The organism is bacterium (assembly GCA_024228115.1).
Classification (GTDB): domain Bacteria; phylum Myxococcota_A; class UBA9160; order UBA9160; family UBA6930.
The window spans coordinates 1-790 of the sequence record JAAETT010000585.1 but is presented as its reverse complement, the minus strand read 5'-3'; the positions used below and the strand labels follow the sequence as shown (position 1 = coordinate 790).

The 790-nt window shown below is 58.6% G+C and carries 1 protein-coding gene; it reads right to left on the bottom strand.

Translation table 11 applies throughout. From position 1 onward, the window contains the following. Nucleotides 1–157: 157 nt before the first annotated feature. Nucleotides 158–790 (bottom strand): macrocin O-methyltransferase (locus tag GY937_24370; GenBank protein ID MCP5059850.1); only part of this gene is annotated, 633 nt, incomplete at its 5' end.

Here is a 790-nt window from a genome sequence, read left to right as displayed (position 1 = left end):
TGACAGTCTGTGCGGTAGTATCCGGCTTCATGAAGGGGCCCTTGTTGAGGGGAAACGCGTGTCGCAACACGTTTCTACCGCAACTGGGGCCTTCTTCAATTCAGGAACGCGACTTCTTCATGAATTATTCGGGCTAGAGCCGCATGAGTAGTCCGGGCTAGCGCTCTACTTGCCAGTAGGCACCGGTCCAGTCGATCCTGTGAATCTCCGGCTGGATCCCCAGCTCCTCCAGGAACTCAGTCACTGCACGGCGACAGGAATCCCAGGAGAAATAGTCGTCCACGATTACATAGCCGCCGGGGCTGACCCGGTGATAGAGACTGCGCAGTGCATCCATGGTCGAACTGTAGAGGTCTCCGTCGAGCCGCAGGATTGCCAGCTGCTCGATTGGCGCCGATGGGAGCGTATCGCGGAACCAGCCCTCGAGGAATCGCACCTGATCGTCGAGCAGATCGAAACGCGCGAAGTTCGACTTCACTTGTGACAGCGAGACCTTCAGGTGCTCTACATCGCTCAGATCTGCCCCATCAGACGCGGATTCGGGGACAGGCAGGCCCTCGAACGAGTCAGCGACCCACACTGTGCGGTCAGTTACTCCGTACCTCCTGAGCAGTGCACGCATGAAGATGGTAGTCCCACCGCGCCAGGCACCTGGGTCTGCCCCGATTCCGTAGACACTTTGGTTAGACCGTGAGACCCGGCTCCTCCGGATCTCTTCTTCGTTCAGTAATGAACGGGGGTTCGGGGGCGGAGCCCCCGAGTCTTCCGTTTCCGTTCTTGAGCTCGAATT